Here is a 15,245-nt window from a genome sequence, read left to right on the forward strand (position 1 = left end):
GAACTCGGAACTTGAGCTTTAGAACTCGAAATTTGAGCTTTAGAACTCGAAACGTCAAATTCTACACTCAAACTCCGAGTTTCTCAGCTCTAACTTTTAACCTCTTAAGCACAATTGCCGAGAGATTTTCTGCACTATTAATGATTACGGCTGCACTTTCCGAGATTTACAGATGAAATTGCGCCTTCATCAACTTTTAGTTTCTACCTTTGAAAGAGTTTAGCCATTCTTGAACTTGCTCGCGGGCAATATCGCGCCCCCCAAGACCAAAAGCTAGGGCAATAGCAACTGCGATCGCACCTAGTAAAAGTCCAAAGGCTAAATTTACAATATCACTGGCAACTCCAATCTGTTGCAGTGCCATTGCAGAGACTAAGCCAATGATGGCAATCCGCGCCACTTGTCCCAAAATCTGGGCTTGACGGTCGCCGGAACTGGTAATGATGTTAAAAGCCAGATTTGCCAGGAATAAGCCAATGGCAAATATTATCAATCCTGCCAAAATCCGCCCGAATACGATCACAATACCAGACACTAATGCTGTCAGGGCTGGAATATTCAAGATATTCACTGCCGCCACCGTTGCAAACAGCATGATCCCCACTAAGGCAACAATACCTACAATTTCCGATGGTGTGCGGGTTGGAATCGGGGGAGTTGTTGATTCTGTAGAAATTACGACTCGTCTGCTGGGTGTTGTCAGACCCAGTATGCTGAAAATGTTATTAAAGCCTAAATTGGTGAGGATACTTGTAACCAAATCCCCGATAAACCGCCCGACGAAATAGGCAACAATCAAAATTGCTACGGCAGTAAAGATGGCAGGGAGGGCGTTGAGAACCTGTTGCAGCATTGCGATCGCAGGTATTGATATTGCATCAATTCGCAAGGCATTCAGCGCTGCGATCGCTACAGGAATCAAAATCAAAACATAGACAATTGTGCCGATAATACTCGATAGAGGTTGCACCCCCGCAGCCGAAGATAATCCCAATCGACTACCTAAATGGTCGATACCAGTTGTCGCCAGCAAGTTTGTTACAATCCGCCGCACCACATTAGCTATGAACCAGCCAACTACAGCAATTAATATCGCCGCTAAAATGTTTGGCAGAATTAGCAGAACTTCTGTAATTAAAGCTTGTACTGGTTGTAGAGCTTGCTGTAGTCCGAGAGTATCCAAAATTGGAGCGAGAAACAGTAAAAATATAAACCAATACAGAGCGTTGCCAATCGTCTGACTCAGAGACAGCTGATTGAGGCTGGGTGTCCTGTCTTCTGGTTCTGGATTCAAACGCTCATCCAGGTTAAATGCCTGTAATGAGCGCACAGTGATAATCCTGACAATGGTCGCTAAAAACCAGGCGGTTACCAAAATGATTCCTGCACCAACCAACTTTGGCAAAAAGCCAATAAGTTGATTGAGAAAATTATTCAGGGGTCGAGAGGCTATCTCTAGATCCAATGTCTGTAAAACAGCTACCGCCGTCAACAGGATAATGCTCCAAAAAACTAAGCTGGAGATTAATTTCTCCACTTGGGGAACATCTTGACGACCCGTTATCCCTGCGGCAATGCGGTTATCTATATTTGTACGATTAAGGATTCCTCGCGTCACTGCTGCTGCGATCGCTGCAATTAGCCAACCTATTAACAAAATTGCTACTGCCCCCAGCAGACGGGGTGTAAACAGAATCAACTGTTGAACAATATCTTGCACATCAGCGATTCCTTGATTCACTGCTGGTTGCGCCGATTGCAGGCTGGGCGATTGTGCCAAAAATTCAACTCCTATCACCTGGGTTATTCCTTGCCAAGTTGTGTTCATGCTTTTTGGGAATTAAGCTTAAGTATTCGCCGCAAACACTAAGTCAGTGTTTTGCTTATCAATTTACCAGTAAAAACATACATTTATGCCATTGATATCAAGAGTAATTTTTGACTTTGTTACTAATATTTGATTGAATCTAGTGACAGTGCTGAATTTTGCGTTATTCTAATTGCAGCAACAGCATTAGAGATATAAAATGTCTCAAGTTTTGTCACAATCGATTCAAATTAATGCTACAGCTACGGTGGTGGAGCGCTGTATTAGCGATTTAGCTCTCATGCATCGCTGGCTCAATCCCGTTCTCCGTTGCGAACCTGTGGGTGAAACTTGGAGTACTGATCTTGGTAGTGAAAGTCGTTTTATCATTCAAATTCCTCTACTGAAACCCACGTTGAATAGCGTAGTTGTAGAACGACAACCAGGTTTGGTAGTTTGGGAATTTCAGGGATTTTTTCAAGGACGCGATCGCTGGGAATGTCAACCCACAGAAAAGGGAACGCTCCTACTCAACCGCTTTGAGTACGATATTCCTAATCCCTTAGTTAGTTGGGGTTTTAACACCTTTGCTGCATCTTGGACAAAAGAAGATATGCAAGCCCAACTGCGCCGCCTCAAACGAGTAGCAGAAAATTCGTAATTCGTAATTGGGCATTGGGCATAGTGAAGAGGACTTGGGGACAAGGAGAATTAGGGACAAGGGAAAAGACTTGTTGCAAGTTCTCACCTCTTGTCCCCCTGCTCCCTCATTTCCACTCCCCACTCCCTACTCCCTACTCCTCTCTACCCAATTCGGTAAGTAGCCGCCGAATCACAGATGCATCCTGGGCATCGGGAACTTTTGCTAAATAATTTTGTAAGTCGTCTACAGCTTGGGGATAGTAACCGAGTTGATAGTAGATCAGACCGCGATCGCGCAATTCTAAAGTTAAGCCAGGAAACAGTAACAAAATTCGTTCAACTGCTGCTAGCGTTTTTTCTAACTCTTGCTGTTTCATATAAATAAACTTTAAATTTGTCAGCATCCGCGCCAAAAATTGCCGATTACTAACTACAGCTAAAAATTCTGGTTGTAGCGTTACAGATTGCTGATAAAGTTGAGACAGCCGTTCCTCGCAATCTTGGGCAAATATTATTTCGCCACCATTGAAGGCATCCACAAAAATTTCTATCTCTGGAATATCTGGACGAATCAGAAAATGTCCTGGCATCCCCACACCCACCATCGGAAAATCAATCCGTCGAGCAACTTCCAGGTAAACCAACGCCAAGGTAATAGGAATCCCTAGTCGGCGGTCAATTACATCATTGAAAAAGCTGTTGCGCGGGTCGTAATAGTCAATTTTATTACCAGAAAACTTTAAATCCTCGTAGAGATACTGATTAATACTTTGAACTATCCGCAAAGGATATCGTGAATCAGGCAGGCGTTCTTGAACCTCCCATGCCATTGTATCAAGGGCGTTGAGATATTCCTCTGGGTCTAGATTGGAATATTCTTCCTGTGCAATATACAAAGCTGCCTTTGCTAGGTCAATGTGTTCGTCAGACTGTTGAATCTCTTGATAAAAATATTGTCGTGCTGACGAGAAATTCATAAGCTGTTGCTTGGTGGAAGTATGAGGATGAAGCGAGAGCGGCTTGGCTGAACTGAAAATAGTTTTTTGTACCTATTTTTATATTAGGGATATTCAGAAGATTTGGAAATCTAGTTTGTGCATAAGTTTCATCACCTTAATCTATCCAGGGGATGAAATTAGATTAATGTCGCTTCATACGTATTGATTAATTTAGACTTTTGTGGTACTTTAATCTGCTAAATCTGTTTTAAGTAATGTAAAGATGTATGATACTAAAGTACCAATTAGTAATTATTAATTACTCAGATTCCGAAATGGCGTTAAGAGGATGTGTATTAACTATTTGAATAAATGGTATTACGCTGCTCTTTCTGCGATCAGTAGAGAGGGCAGATTTTTTATGTAAACTTCCCCGATATGTCTTGTCTTCGCAAACTATAATCACCGCCAACTAACTTTTAGTGAATGCTGTGTCAGCGATGTCTACGACGGTCTGCGTTTATAAATAGCAAACAATACAATAGTTGTGTATCGATTGCAAACAATTTTACTATAAGTTTATATATTTATTCATCTAATAACAGCCGGACAATCAATATACAAGCTGCATAAAATTAGGCTTTTGGCAGTTTTTCTATTTTAGAAATATCCGAATTACTATTGTAAAGTTTTAGTAAAGTTTAGTAATAATACTTCTTTTTAAAACTCTATTTACCAATAATACTCGTAATTATACGGTTAGCTGAAATCAAGCTAATGCTATACCAGTAATCAATAACTAATGTTTATATGTGCGATCGCTACCCTAAGTTTTTAACCACTGTAGCTTTAATATCTTCTACGGTGCAGCTTTGAACGAAATATATGCATTGGCTGCACTAACTGCTGTTGGTGCTGACATGTACTCTTTAGGACAGGCAAATGTGCTAGATGGTGCAAGTACAAAAATACCCAATACCTTTATCTTTGCCTTTTTAGGCATCGGTGAGCCTCCCAGCCAGCCTGTTCCCGAATCTGATTCAATGTTAGGTGTGTTAGCAGTAGGTGCTTTCGGTGCGACTTCACTATTGAAGCGCAAACAGCAACAGAAAGCCGTAGCTAAAGGCTAAATTTCTCTCAAAACTACTCTGAATAACTGTCGTGTTAGCGATCGCCCAATCCTAACACGGCAGTTTTTGATTTCTAGTCTTTCCAAATCGCTTTAGAAGCCTCATCTAATGCCACAGCTGCCAAGCTGCTTTTTAAGGAATTACTAAGGGAGTTATGTCCCCGTCCGGTGCTACAGTGAAAGGTGACATTGCTTATTCTTATGTCTTCTCCGACCGGATCTGAAATATAGCTTCAATCATTAGGCGCAGCATGGTCACAACCGCAGAAAAAACAAACATAGGCTACATTACCCAAATCATTGGCCCAGTTGTAGACATTAAATTTCCCGGCGGGAAATTGCCACAAATCTACAACGCTTTGAAAATCGTTGGCACCAACGAAGCTGGACAGGAAATCAACATCACCGTTGAAGTACAGCAACTGCTGGGCGACAACCAGGTGCGGACTGTTGCGATGAGTTCCACCGAAGGCTTAGTGCGCGGTTTTGAAGTCACCGATACAGGCGCTCCCATCACCGTACCAGTTGGTAAAGCCACTTTGGGCCGGATTTTCAACGTCCTTGGCGAACCTGTGGATAACAGGGGCCCTGTAAATGCTGAGGCAAGTTTACCCATCCACCGCTCTGCTCCCAAATTCACCGACCTGGAAACCAAACCTTCTGTGTTTGAGACTGGGATTAAAGTTGTTGACCTTCTGACTCCCTATCGACGCGGCGGTAAGATTGGTCTGTTCGGCGGTGCTGGTGTTGGTAAAACCGTAATCATGATGGAGTTGATTAACAACATTGCTACCCAGCATGGTGGAGTATCCGTTTTTGCTGGCGTGGGTGAGCGCACCCGTGAAGGCAATGACCTCTACAACGAAATGATGGAATCTGGGGTTATCAACAAAGACAACCTCAACGAATCAAAAATTGCTCTAGTTTACGGTCAAATGAACGAGCCACCCGGAGCGAGAATGCGGGTTGGTCTTTCAGGATTAACAGTAGCAGAGTACTTCCGGGATGTGAACAAGCAGGATGTGCTGCTGTTTATTGATAATATCTTCCGGTTTGTGCAAGCAGGTTCAGAAGTATCCGCTCTACTGGGTCGGATGCCTTCTGCGGTTGGATATCAGCCCACATTGGGAACCGACGTAGGTGAACTGCAAGAGCGGATTACCTCAACTACCGAGGGTTCGATTACCTCCATTCAGGCAGTGTACGTACCTGCGGATGACCTCACCGACCCCGCACCTGCTACCACCTTCGCCCACTTGGACGGTACAACAGTACTGTCTCGCGGTTTGGCAGCTAAGGGAATTTATCCGGCAGTTGACCCCCTTGGTTCAACTTCCACCATGCTCCAGCCCAACATTGTCGGTGACGAACACTACAGTACTGCCCGGGCGGTGCAATCAACTCTGCAACGTTATAAAGAACTCCAAGACATTATCGCCATTCTCGGTTTAGATGAATTGTCTGAAGAAGACCGTTTGATCGTAGCGCGGGCGCGGAAAGTTGAGCGTTTCTTGTCTCAGCCGTTCTTTGTGGCAGAAGTATTTACCGGTTCTCCTGGTAAGTATGTGAAGTTGGAAGATACCATCAAAGGGTTCCAGAAGATTCTGTCTGGTGAGTTGGATGCTCTGCCAGAACAGGCTTTCTACTTGGTTGGCGATATTAACGAAGCGATCGCCAAAGCTGAAAAAATCAAAGGTTAGTCATTAGTCATTAGTCATTAGTCATTAGTCATTAGTCATTAGTCATTAGTTCAACTGCTAATGACTAATGGCAATTACAAAAGACAAATGACATAGACGCGCCATCGGCTTCCCGCAGGGTAGGACAAAGGACAAAGGACGAAGGACGAAGGACAAAAGACAAATGACATTAACCGTTCGTGTAATTTCCCCAGACAAAACAGTATGGGATGCCCCAGCTGAAGAAGTAGTTTTGCCTAGCACTACTGGTCAACTAGGTATTCTAACTGGACACGCACCACTATTGACCGCCCTGGATACTGGTGTAATGCGAGTTCGCGGCGCGAAAAATCAGAATTGGGAAGCGATCGCCCTTTTGGGTGGCTTTGCCGAAGTCGAAGAAAATGAAGTGACAATTCTGGTTAACGGCGCTGAACGTGGCGACAAAATTAACCTTGATGAAGCCCGTACTGCTTACAACCAAGCAGAAGCGCGTCTAAGTCAAGTGACAGCAGATGATCGCCAAGCCCAAATTCAGGCAACTCAAGCCTTCAAACGCGCCCGCGCTCGGTTTCAAGCGGCTGGCGGTTTGGTCTAATTTTACTTTCTATTTCAACTTTGTAGGTTGGACATTACCCAACCTACAAGATATTTATTAAATTTTAAAAAAATTACACCAAGTTTAAGAAATCGAGGCAAGCCTTGGTGAAGTGTTAACTTAACTAATTAGTTGCCCAAAGGGGCACAAATTATGAAAAGTTTTCAATCTTGCCTTGGTACACATAAACAAAATAAGGTAGCTCGTTTTGCAGCATCTATCGTAGCAACGTTGGCGTTCGCTAGTAGTATTCATTCTGCTAATGCTACTTCTGTCAAAATAACTACTGCAAAAGAAATTACTTCGGCATCAGTCCAGCTAAATCAGACCAAACCAAATATTGCCCAGTTACAAATTAGCAAGACTCAATATCAAGCTGCTGGAATTAATCCTTTTGTACTGACTCCCATCGTACTTGTTGGTGGTTTAGTCATATTTGTCCCCCTATTCTTTGGCGGACTTGTAGTCATCGGCGAACGTGAAGTCGGCATTGTGGTAAGGAAATTTACCCTTTCCGGGCGTGGACTCCCTGCTGGACGGTTGATTGCCCTCAACGGGGAGGCTGGCTTACAGGCTGATACTCTAGCTCCTGGTTGGCACTGGGGCTATGGGTCTTGGCAGTATTCTGTAAAGAAAGAGTCGGTAATTGTCGTTCCCCAAGGGGAAATCGCTTTGATTGTGGCAGCAGATGGAGCATCCAACCCACCAGAGCGGATTTTGGGCAAAATAGTTGATTGTGATAACTTCCAAGATGCTCGGAAATTTCTCACCCAAGGTGGAGAAAAAGGGCGGCAAATGGGTTTTCTCACCGCAGGTACTTACCGCATCAACACTGCGCTGTTTAAAGTGATTACAGCAGCAAATGCTAGCGCTCATGGCATGAGTCCACAACAGTTGCACATCCATGAAATAGCAGCAGAGAAGGTTGGTATTGTTACTACTTTAGATGGTTCATCGATCGCAGCAGGTGAAATCGCTGGACGCATCATTAGTGGACATGATAATTTCCAGAATGGTCAAAAATTTATCGATGCTGGGGGACAACGGGGTTTACAAGAACAGGTACTATTATCAGGTTCGTGGAACTTGAACCCTTGGTTGGTAAATATTGAACAAGTACCGATGACTGAAATCCCTATCGGTTATGTGGGTGTGGTGATTTCTTTCGTAGGCAAAGAACACCAAGATGTGAGCGGAGCATCTTTCACCCACGGGAATTTGGTCAACCAAGGACATAAGGGTGTTTGGGTTGAGCCTTTGTATCCTGGGAAACACCCGCTCAACACTAAGGTGATGAAAATTGAGCTAGTACCAACAACAAATATTGTCTTAAACTTCACTGAAAGAATCATTGGAAACCATGGTTATGATACCAACTTGCAGGCGCTAAAACTGCTGTCATTTGATGGTTTCAGCTTTAATTTAGAGATATTCCAAATTATCCACATTGGTGCTTCAGATGCACCAAAAGTAATTTCACGCTTAGGTTCGATGCAAAACGTCATCGATCAGGTTTTGCGTCCAATTGTGGGGAATTATTTCCGCAACTCGGCTCAAGAGTATACTATCTTGGATTTCTTGATTGCGCGAAGCGAACGCCAAGCTGAAGCCTCCGAATACGTTAAATCTGCTTTGCGTGCTTATGATGTGCAAGCGGTGGATTCGTTGATTGGTTTGATTACGCCACCAGATGAATTAATGCACACACTCACAGAGCGTAAAATTGCTGAGGAACAACGCAAAACTTACGAAGTTCAGCAGATGGCGCAAACCCAACGGCAACAACTTGTCCGGGAGACAGCACTGGCTGATATTCAGCAAGAAATGGTGCAATCAGAGCAGAGTGTGCAGATTGCTGATTTGAAAGCCCAAGCCCAAATTAAACAGGCGAATGGTGAAGCTGAGGGTACAAAACTCCGGGCAATTGCTGAGGCTGAAGGTATTCGTGCCACAGGTAACGCCAAAGCTGAAACCTATCGGACTGGTGTGGAAGCTTTGGGGTCACAAGGTTATACAGCAATGCAGCTAATGCAGATTATCGGCGATCGCAATGTCCGCTTGATTCCAGATGTCTTGGTTGGCAGTAACGGCAGCAATAACGGCTTAGTAGATGGGCTACTATCCATGATTTTATGGAATCAAACTGGTAAGGGTGAATTGACACCAACACCTTTACATGCACAACCGATAGTTACCCAAACACAACCTACCGCAGAAAATGGTCTTCCACCTATAATTGTTAATTTTCCAGTGGATAAGCAACATTAAAAATATCAGCTAGGGGCATAACATTATTGTGCCCTTACAAAAAACAAACGGCTATATCTTATTGTGGGCATATTGCCAACTTTATAGGTAGGAAAATTTTGCTTTTACAAGAACGTTATCGTTTAATGAAGCAGATTGGTAAAGGGGGATTCTGTAAAACCTTCCTCGCTGTAGATGAGGGTGAGTTTCCTCCAGTTCCTTGCGTTGTTCAAGAATTATCGCCGGAATATGAGACTTCTATTACTTTTCAGCAAAAGACGCAACAGCTAGAAAAATTAGGAAAGCATCCCCAAATTCCCGCATTATTAACTTATTTTCAGCAGGATGGGCATTTTTATTTAGTGCAGGAGTTTATTGCAGGCACTAATTTAGCTCAGGTGGTTGAAGAGGAAGGCGCTTTTAATGAAATTCAGATTTGGCAACTGTTAGAAGATGTGTTGCCAGTTTTTCAGTTTATTAGCGATCGCAACATCATCCACCGCGATATTAAACCCCACAATATCATCCGTAGATCCCCAATTATCAAGAAGGGAGATTTTGTTATAGTCGATTTTACGACTGCGAAAATTGTCACAGAAATTGATCGGCTAACATTTGAAACTAGTATCGGCAGTCCAGAATACGCTGCACCAGAACAAGCGAAGGGAAAAGCCGTTTTTGCCAGTGATTTATATAGCTTGGGTGTAACTTGTATTTACTTACTTACTCAGATTCCTCCCTTTGATTTATTTGATATTGCTAACGATTGCTGGGTTTGGCAACAATATCTTACTACCAAAGTTAGCGATGTCTGGCGACAAGACTCCAAGAGTCTACGCTTAGTGCAAATCCTCAACAAGCTGCTGCAAAATGCTGTTAACCGCCGCTTTCAATCGGCTGATGAAGTTATGCAAGCAATGGGTATGGAATGTAAAACTCAAAATTTTAAATTACCAAATCCTCCTTGGCGATGCTTGCATACCCTAACTGGGCATTCTGGGACATTGAGTAGTGTGAATGCCCTTGCCATTAGTCCTGACAGTAGCATTTTAGCCAGTGCTAGTGATGACAAAAACATCAAATTGTGGGATTTAAATAGCAAAAAAGTCCTAGCTAGCTTATCAGGACATTCGCAAGCTGTAAAATCAGTTACCTTCAGTCCTGATGGGAAAATTCTGGCAACTGCTAGCGATGATAAAACTATCAAATTGTGGCAGGTTGAGACATTAGAGGAAATCTGCACCCTCTTGGGACATGCACGCGCTGTAAAATCAGTTGCTTTGAGTCCAGATGGGCAGATTCTCGCTAGTGGTAGCTGGGATAAGACAATCAAACTCTGGGATGTCAATACTGGCAAAGAAATTTGCACCATAACTGGACACCAATTACAGGTAAATTCAGTGGCATTTAGTCCCCAAGGACAGCTTTTAGCTAGCGCTAGTTATGACAGAACAATTCGCTTGTGGCAGATACCTAGATTAGAAGCTTCCCAGAGAGAACTTCAAAACCGCCCATGCTATAGCTTGTTAGGCACCCTTTCGGGTCATGCATGGGCGGTTTTGACAGTCGCTTTTAGTCCTGATGGGAAAATTTTGGCGACGGGTAGTGATGATAACACTATTAAATTGTGGGAGGTAAACACTGGTCAGCTAATTTGCACACTTGTAGGCCATTCTTGGTCTGTGGTGGCTGTGGCTTTTACTGCCGATGGCGAAACACTCCTAAGTGCAAGTTGCGACAAAACAGTTAAACTTTGGAAGGTAAGCACAGCAGAAGAGATTGTTACTCTCTCTGGTCATGTAGACTCAGTATCTGCTGTTGCTGTGAGCAAAGTTACACAATTAATTGCAAGTGCCAGCCGGGACAAGACTATCAAACTGTGGCAGCTTGTAGAACAGGACAATAGCTAATTTTGTAATATCAGGCGCTACCTGTGAAGGCAACTTCTGGAAATTTCAACTGAGCTTCTGCCATTGGACGGTTTCTGCCTTCCTCTTGCCAGTAGTTAATCACTTCTGTCGCTTTATTAAGCAACTCGACACGATCCACGTCAGTAATCCAATGTTTGGACTCTAATTCCTTTTTTAACTCTTCCCAGGCATCATTTCTGGGCCAAAAAAAGTACTTAGTCAAGGGACTTGTGCCTTTGCCGACAATTTGATCGACTGCTAGAGCAACGTTCTCGTCTAACCACAGAATTTTCAAAATAAACTTGGTCAATCACACCTCCGGGAATTTCCGGGCATTACTTAACTAGGATAGCGATCGCTTATTTTAACGCAATACTCTATCAAATGACCAAACAGTGATTGAGAATGGTCTAGCATAAGGTTTAGTCGGCGCTAACTAAAGGTGCTTGTGACCGAAACAGACTTATGATAGAGAGCAAGTAAATTTGTTTATGGGAATTATTAATTTTGAATTTTGAATGAGTGAATTTTGAATTCGGAGCGAAGCGACGTGACTGCCCAACTGCCACAATCTCAAACAACATCTGGTTCTTCTTTGTATGAGCAAGACTTTTACCTGTGGATTCAAACCACCGCAGAACTGCTCAAGCAAAAGAATTTCACACAACTGGACTTAGACAATCTGATTGAAGAAATTGAAACGATGGGCAGAAGTGAAAAGCGGTCATTGGAGAGCAATCTGGAAGTGTTGCTGATACGTCTGCTGAAATACCAAATTCAAACTGAAAGACGGTCAAAAAGTTGGCAGTACACAATTTTGGAACACCGTAGGCGAGTCCAAAAGGCACTCAAGGAAAGTCCGAGTTTAAAGCCTCACTTTGATCAGGTTTTTGACGAAAACTACCAAACCGCTAGACGGCTGGCTGTGATTGAAACTGGATTAGCCATCGCTATCTTCCCAGAAAAATCTCTCTTCACGCCAGAGCAAGCTCTCGACCTCGATTTTTTACCTGAGTCATGATCTCACGTTTTATGATGATTTAAAACTCTTTTCCTGCCTACCCATGACTCAACAAACTTCTGCAAAAGCAATCGTTGTTTTCGATATTGATGGCGTTGTGCGCGATGTTAGCGGTTCCTATCGCCGAGCGATCGCAGATACCGTAGAATATTTTACTACCCAAGCATATCGTCCAACCCCACAAGATATTGACCAACTAAAGTCTGAAGGTGTGTGGAATAACGATTGGGAAGCATCGCAAGAATTAATTTACCGCTACTTTGAAACTCAAGAACAGAGCCGCGAACAACTGCAACTAGATTACAGTGCGATCATTGCTTTTTTTCAATCGCGTTACCGCGGCCCAGACCCAAATAATTTTACTGGGTATATCTGTAATGAACCCTTATTATTACAACCTAGCTATTTAGAACAACTTACCCAAGCGGGGATTGCTTGGGGATTTTTTAGCGGTGCGACTCGTGGTTCAGCTAACTACATTTTGGAAAAGCGTCTGGGCTTAGAATCTCCAGTGTTGATTGCGATGGAAGATGCGCCAGGTAAACCTGACCCCACTGGACTTTTTGCTACAGTTCGTGAATTAGAAAATGGAATTGAGCAAAAATCAGCGATTGTGTATGTGGGAGATACGGTAGCAGATATGTATACCGTCGAGAAAGCGCGGCGTTTAGATTCTTCTCGCCCTTGGATTGGAGTAGGAGTTTTACCGCCCCATGTCCAGGAAACAGCAGCGCGTAGTGATGCATACAGTGAGACACTAATAGCAGCAGGAGCAGCTGTAGTTTTGCGTAATGTGCAAGAATTAACCCCAAGGCAGATTCAAGAATTGGTAAGTTCATCTGCTTAATCTGTGTTCTAAGATTAATCAAGCTATGCGTGGATGAATGACTAGCTGATAACAATCTTGCTCCAATGATTGGGAGATAAATAAAAATGTCTGCACTTAAACTGCCTAATGGCCCTCAAACTCATCCTTGGGTACAGACGTATCAATGGCTGACTAACCCATTGGAATACATGGAAGACTGTGCTAAAAGCTATGGTGATCTCTTCACTCTCCGAATTGGCCCAGTTTTTACGCCTCAAGTATTCATTAGCAATCCTCAAGCGATTCAGCAGATTTTTACCACAGATCCCAAACAGTTAGATTCTGGTGCAGCAGCAGGTTCAGGAACGCCTTTATTGGGGCCAAATTCTCTACTATCCTTAGAAGGAAAACCTCACCAGCGCCAGCGTAAACTGCTGACACCTCCTCTACATGGGGAAAGAATGCAGGCTTATAGTGATTTAATTTGTGAAATCACCAAGCAAGTAACTAGCGAGTGGCCAATCGGGGAAACCTTTACAGTCTTGTCATCCATGCAAGAAATCTCCTTTCAGGTGATTTTGAAGGCTGTATTTGGTCTAAAGGAAGGACTTCGTTATGAAAAACTCAAAGAAATCCTGATTGCTATCCTGAATCCAAAAAGACCTCTTATGCGGGCAATACTGCTCATGTTCCCATTATTACGACAGGATTTAGGGCCTCGTAGTCCTTGGGGCAGTTATTTACGTTTGCGGCAGGAAATGGATGATCTGATCTATGCTGAAATTCAAGAAAGGCGATCGCTTGCTGACCAGTCTGGAAGTGATATTCTGTCTTTAATGATGGCGGCTCGTGATGAAGCAGGTGAGCCGATGACAAACTTGGAATTACGTGATGAATTGATGACTTTGTTAATTGCAGGTCATGAAACTACAGCTAGTTCTTTGGCATGGGCGCTGTACTGGATTCATCATCAACCGGAAGTCCGTGAAAAACTGGTGCAAGAACTGCATAGCCTTGGTGACAACAAAGACCCAAATACCATTTTCCGATTACCTTATTTGAATGCAGTTTGTTCGGAAACAATGCGCCTGTATCCAGTGGCGATGTTGGGATTAAATCGATTGGTTAAATCCCCTGTAGAAATTGCAGGCTACAAATTTGACCCTGGTACTATATTGGTTCCTTGTATTTATTTGAGCCATCATCGAGAAGATTTATACCCCAATTCCAAGCAGTTTCAGCCAGATCGGTTTCTAGAACGACAATTTACTCCATCTGAATATTTGCCTTTTGGTGGTGGGAATCGTCGCTGTATTGGTATGGCATTTGCCCTGTTTGAAATGAAACTGGTATTAGCAACTATACTATCTGATTGGCAAATGAAACTAGCTGATACAAAGCCAGTATTGCCAGTTCGGAAAAGCTTCCTGTTAGCACCAGGCGGTGGTGTACCAATGGTGGTAACTGGAAAGCGTCAGCAAAATCAGCGAGTTCTTGAGAGTAACTCAGTGTAGAAAGTTTCACAATCAGATGGGAGCGATCGCTTCGCTTCCCCTTTGATTTACTTGCTAATTACTGGATTTTCAAGAACTTATCCAAAGCTGTCACCATACTGGGCGGCCAACGGCGGATATTTGTTACCCAGTTGATATCCTTATAACGGCTATCTAATCCATAAGCTGCTACCCAGTTGCTTTCGGCTTCGCCTTGTTCTCCATTTACCCAATATGCAGCTGTAAGGGCCGCACGCACATCAGCAAACCTGGGATATTTACGAACAATATTTCGCATTTCACGGATTGCTTGCTCTTTTTGACCAGTTTCATAAAGAGCGAGGGCGTAGTTAGCACGGGCGAAAGCAAAATTTGGGGCTATCTCATTAGATTTTTTGTAGTCTGCGATCGCCGAATCCCATTTTCCTAAACCTGTTTTGGCATTTCCCCGATTGTTATACGCCATCGCATCATTAGGATCGAGTTCTAAGACATGATTATAATCTGCGATCGCCGAATCCCATTTTCCCAACCCTTCCAACGCCGCGCCCCGATTCAAATAAGGATCGGTAACATTCGGCGCTAGTTCTATAGCTTTGTTATAATCTGCCAGCGCCTCTTGTAACTTATTCTGACTCACCCGCGAATTTCCCCGATTACTCCACGCCCCCGCATTCGTCGGAAATTGCTCAATAATCTTTGTCCAGTAAGTTTCAGCCGTCGCAAAGTCACCTTGGTTCGTTGCTATAAACGCTTGATTTGCCCACTCATCGCCTTGTCTTAACTGTTCTTGAGTAATGGGCTGTTGAGATTGTGCCATGACTGGAGTAGCCCAGCCAAACACAATTAAAAGACTGAGAAAAATACCAATCAACTTAATCATCTAGGTTTACCTAATTTGTCATTTGTCATTTGTCATTTGTCATTTGTAATTGAGCATGGGACTCATTAATGGAGTTCAAAGGCTCATTAA

The 15,245-nt window shown here is 43.3% G+C and carries 12 protein-coding genes and 1 pseudogene; 9 read left to right on the forward strand and 4 right to left on the reverse strand.

What is annotated here, in order from left to right; translation table 11 throughout:
• Positions 1 to 196: 196 nt before the first annotated feature.
• Complete coding sequence (locus tag ACFFAP_RS25965; protein WP_375513925.1) at positions 197 to 1,828, reverse strand: mechanosensitive ion channel; 1,632 nt, start codon at positions 1,826 to 1,828, stop codon at positions 197 to 199.
• A gap of 199 nt (positions 1,829 to 2,027) precedes the next feature.
• Here ACFFAP_RS25965 and ACFFAP_RS25970 point away from each other — a divergent pair, with 199 nt between their 5' ends.
• Entirely contained in the window at positions 2,028 to 2,468 is a 441-nt protein-coding gene (locus tag ACFFAP_RS25970; protein ID WP_375513926.1) for an SRPBCC family protein, read from the forward strand.
• 133 nt (positions 2,469 to 2,601) lie between these two features.
• Here the strand turns inward: ACFFAP_RS25970 and ACFFAP_RS25975 are convergent, their stop codons facing one another.
• On the reverse strand, positions 2,602 to 3,426 hold the full coding sequence (locus ACFFAP_RS25975; RefSeq protein WP_375513927.1) for a SirB1 family protein: 825 nt from the start codon (positions 3,424 to 3,426) through the stop codon (positions 2,602 to 2,604).
• Between the two features lie 974 nt (positions 3,427 to 4,400).
• Here ACFFAP_RS25975 and ACFFAP_RS25980 point away from each other — a divergent pair.
• From ACFFAP_RS25980 to ACFFAP_RS26000, 5 genes and pseudogenes are all read left to right on the forward strand, one after another.
• Positions 4,401 to 4,517, forward strand: a pseudogene (locus ACFFAP_RS25980) (PEP-CTERM sorting domain-containing protein); the annotation flags it as partial.
• 250 nt (positions 4,518 to 4,767) lie between these two features.
• On the forward strand, positions 4,768 to 6,216 hold the full coding sequence (atpD, locus tag ACFFAP_RS25985) for a F0F1 ATP synthase subunit beta (protein ID WP_375513928.1): 1,449 nt from the start codon (positions 4,768 to 4,770) through the stop codon (positions 6,214 to 6,216).
• Between the two features lie 163 nt (positions 6,217 to 6,379).
• Entirely contained in the window at positions 6,380 to 6,793 is a 414-nt protein-coding gene (gene atpC, locus ACFFAP_RS25990; RefSeq protein ID WP_375513929.1) for an ATP synthase F1 subunit epsilon, read from the forward strand.
• Between the two features lie 153 nt (positions 6,794 to 6,946).
• Positions 6,947 to 9,061, forward strand: a complete 2,115-nt coding sequence (locus ACFFAP_RS25995; protein ID WP_375513930.1) for an SPFH domain-containing protein — start codon at positions 6,947 to 6,949, stop codon at positions 9,059 to 9,061.
• Between the two features lie 125 nt (positions 9,062 to 9,186).
• The gene (locus tag ACFFAP_RS26000) at positions 9,187 to 10,950 is read left to right on the forward strand and encodes a protein kinase (protein ID WP_375513934.1); all 1,764 of its coding nucleotides are present in this window, start codon (positions 9,187 to 9,189) and stop codon (positions 10,948 to 10,950) included.
• Between the two features lie 10 nt (positions 10,951 to 10,960).
• Here ACFFAP_RS26000 and ACFFAP_RS26005 read toward each other — a convergent pair whose 3' ends face one another.
• A complete protein-coding gene (locus tag ACFFAP_RS26005; protein WP_069071048.1) occupies positions 10,961 to 11,260 on the reverse strand; it encodes a 30S ribosomal protein PSRP-3 in 300 nt (99 codons plus the stop codon).
• A gap of 240 nt (positions 11,261 to 11,500) precedes the next feature.
• Between ACFFAP_RS26005 and ACFFAP_RS26010 the strand changes: the two genes are divergently transcribed.
• From ACFFAP_RS26010 to ACFFAP_RS26020, 3 genes are all read left to right on the forward strand, one after another.
• A complete protein-coding gene (locus tag ACFFAP_RS26010) occupies positions 11,501 to 11,971 on the forward strand; it encodes a DUF29 domain-containing protein (protein WP_375513935.1) in 471 nt (156 codons plus the stop codon).
• Positions 11,972 to 12,014: 43 nt separating this feature from the next.
• Positions 12,015 to 12,818: a TIGR01548 family HAD-type hydrolase gene (locus ACFFAP_RS26015; RefSeq protein WP_375513931.1), complete on the forward strand. Its 804-nt coding sequence runs from the start codon at positions 12,015 to 12,017 to the stop codon at positions 12,816 to 12,818.
• Between the two features lie 86 nt (positions 12,819 to 12,904).
• On the forward strand, positions 12,905 to 14,293 hold the full coding sequence (locus ACFFAP_RS26020; protein ID WP_375513932.1) for a cytochrome P450: 1,389 nt from the start codon (positions 12,905 to 12,907) through the stop codon (positions 14,291 to 14,293).
• 58 nt (positions 14,294 to 14,351) lie between these two features.
• On the opposite strand, the gene ACFFAP_RS26025 is transcribed toward ACFFAP_RS26020, so the two are convergent.
• On the reverse strand, positions 14,352 to 15,155 hold the full coding sequence (locus ACFFAP_RS26025) for a tetratricopeptide repeat protein (RefSeq protein ID WP_375513933.1): 804 nt from the start codon (positions 15,153 to 15,155) through the stop codon (positions 14,352 to 14,354).
• Between the last annotated feature and the right edge of the window lie 90 nt (positions 15,156 to 15,245).

Origin of the sequence: uncultured Nostoc sp., from assembly GCF_964245575.1 — a bacterium.
Lineage (GTDB): Bacteria > Cyanobacteriota > Cyanobacteriia > Cyanobacteriales > Nostocaceae > Nostoc.

Coding starts and splice junctions, on each gene's coding strand:
- ACFFAP_RS25965 (WP_375513925.1), bottom strand. CDS start 1,828: ATGAACACAACTTGGCAAGGAATAACCCAGGTGATAGGAGTTGAATTT.
- ACFFAP_RS25970 (WP_375513926.1), top strand. CDS start 2,028: ATGTCTCAAGTTTTGTCACAATCGATTCAAATTAATGCTACAGCTACG.
- ACFFAP_RS25975 (WP_375513927.1), bottom strand. CDS start 3,426: ATGAATTTCTCGTCAGCACGACAATATTTTTATCAAGAGATTCAACAG.
- atpD (WP_375513928.1), top strand. CDS start 4,768: ATGGTCACAACCGCAGAAAAAACAAACATAGGCTACATTACCCAAATC.
- atpC (WP_375513929.1), top strand. CDS start 6,380: ATGACATTAACCGTTCGTGTAATTTCCCCAGACAAAACAGTATGGGAT.
- ACFFAP_RS25995 (WP_375513930.1), top strand. CDS start 6,947: ATGAAAAGTTTTCAATCTTGCCTTGGTACACATAAACAAAATAAGGTA.
- ACFFAP_RS26000 (WP_375513934.1), top strand. CDS start 9,187: ATGAAGCAGATTGGTAAAGGGGGATTCTGTAAAACCTTCCTCGCTGTA.
- ACFFAP_RS26015 (WP_375513931.1), top strand. CDS start 12,015: ATGACTCAACAAACTTCTGCAAAAGCAATCGTTGTTTTCGATATTGAT.
- ACFFAP_RS26020 (WP_375513932.1), top strand. CDS start 12,905: ATGTCTGCACTTAAACTGCCTAATGGCCCTCAAACTCATCCTTGGGTA.
- ACFFAP_RS26025 (WP_375513933.1), bottom strand. CDS start 15,155: ATGATTAAGTTGATTGGTATTTTTCTCAGTCTTTTAATTGTGTTTGGC.